2 protein-coding genes are annotated in these 1,928 nt (G+C 63.3%); both read left to right on the forward strand.

Annotated features, from left to right (window positions below; genetic code table 11):
- Positions 1–81: 81 nt before the first annotated feature.
- Positions 82–1,191, forward strand: coding sequence for an oxygenase MpaB family protein (locus tag AC2VOG_RS13930; RefSeq protein ID WP_486940477.1), 1,110 nt, complete (start codon positions 82–84; stop codon positions 1,189–1,191).
- Between the two features lies 1 nt (position 1,192).
- Positions 1,193–1,552, forward strand: a complete 360-nt coding sequence (locus AC2VOG_RS13935) for a hypothetical protein (protein WP_486940478.1) — start codon at positions 1,193–1,195, stop codon at positions 1,550–1,552.
- Positions 1,553–1,928 lie beyond the last annotated feature (376 nt).

Genomic DNA, 1,928 nt, shown 5'->3' on the forward strand with positions numbered 1-1,928 from the left:
TGCGTCCGATGAGAACACCTGGAACGCCATTCAATTCGACGTCGCCTGATCACAACCCACGAAGATGAAGGGAACAGCTCTATGACCTCGACACGCACTCCGCGGCCGCAACTACTCCGCCAGCTCGGTGGCGAAAAACTCTCCACCGGGGCTGTGACGCCGCACCAGGACTACGGCTTTTTCGGCCCGGACTCAGTGGCCTGGAAGGTGTGGGGATATCCCAGCTCGCTCACCGTGGGGTTCCAGCGGGCCGTGGTCATCGAGGAACTCGACCCCAACCTCATCGCCGCGGTCGACAAAACTCACGATATCTACAAGCGGCCACGCACCCGCTATGACCGCACCCTGCACTACTTCGCGCTGGTCGCATTCGGCGGCTCCCGCGAAACATCAACCGCCGCTGACGTGTTGGTAAAAATTCACTCCAAGGCGATCGGCACCGAACCCTACGGCGGTAAGCAATACGATGCCAACGACCCCGCCTCGCAGCTGTGGATCCACCTGACCGCGTGGCACTCGATCCTCTACGCCTACGAAAAGTACGGCCCCGGAAGGCTGTCGGCGCAAGAAGAGGCCCGCTACTGGCAGGAATGCGCTGTCGCGGCCGAATTGCAGACGTGCTCACCACACGACGTGCCCCGCACCCGCGAGGGCGTCCGACGTTACTTCGAATGGATGCGCCCGCAGCTGGCCGCCAGCGATATCGCCGTGCAAGCAATGCAACACCTGCTCGACGCCAAGGTCATGCTGCCGCCGACGCCGAAAGCTTTGCGGCCCATAGCCCGACTGGCCGCCCAGGTGCTGCGTGTCGGCACCATCGCCACCATGCCGCGCTGGATGCGTGAGCAGAGCGGCATCAATCAATCCCGCATCGTCGACGTTGTTGTGCGGCCGATCTTGTGGAGCGCTTTCAGGCTGGTTTCCTTCAGCCCGCGCGTGGAGTTGGCGCTGCTCAAAGTGCTGTCCCCCATGACCCATCCCGTCGTTGCGCCCATCAAACTGGGCGTCCCGCCGCTGAACGCGGAAATCCTCACACCTGCAGAAGCCCGAGCGCGGTACGGCTTTGAACCGCCCGCGGTGGCACATCGCGAACTGCGGGACCGTCAAGTAGCCCGGGTATTCGGCCAGGGCATCGAACCCAGTGACGAAGGGCTCATCGAGTCCGAGCCCATCCTCGGCGCCATGAACTAACGTGTCGTCAGATAAATTGCTACGCAACCGCTTCGGGCTGGCCCTTGTCTCTTCTGCGGTGCTGGCGTTGGCAGCGATCGCGCTGCTGTGGCCGATCGCTCTGGACCATTGGGACCAGTACGGGTTTCGCATCGCCTGCGGAAACGGCGCCAGCACTGAGTACACGCAGGCCGCCGCCGCAGATCAAGAGAACCGAAACGCCGTCCAGGGGCAGGCAACCGAACGCGCCACCGACTACGTCGGCGACTGCCGGTCGGCGACCTGGTGGCGCCGCGGATGGACCGCGCCACTGGCAATACTCGGCATCGTCGGTTTGGTCATTCCGCTCCGCGACCACCGGCGGCGACGACATGACAGGTAACCGGCCGATGTGCCAGCTTTGGCCCGCGCTCCGGGTCGTCTGATCCACCGCGCAACGCATCATCGCAGCTCAGAGCCCATTTGCAGCTGTCGGGCTGAGAGGATTTGAACCTGCGACCACTTCACCCCCAGTGAGCTCAAGGGTGTCGTCTACCGTTCTGGACCGTCGCATAAGTGCTGCTCAGACGGCTTCACGAATCTCATCTGTACCGCCCAATCCGGCCTTTTTGATCCCATCTTGGGACACTGGCCACGGGACAGAACACCAGTCGGTTGAGCAGCTCACAGCAGCTCACATTGGTGTGCGGTACGAAACCGAGCCGCCACCTCCGCCAACTCCGGCGGAAGCCGCAAGGATTGTGGCGGCGTCGCCCCGC

The organism is Mycobacterium sp. TH-M11 (genome assembly GCF_057473725.1).

Excerpts from the sequence above, each read along its gene's own strand:
- AC2VOG_RS13930 (WP_486940477.1), top strand. The coding sequence starts at position 82 with ATGACCTCGACACGCACTCCGCGGCCGCAACTACTCCGCCAGCTCGGT.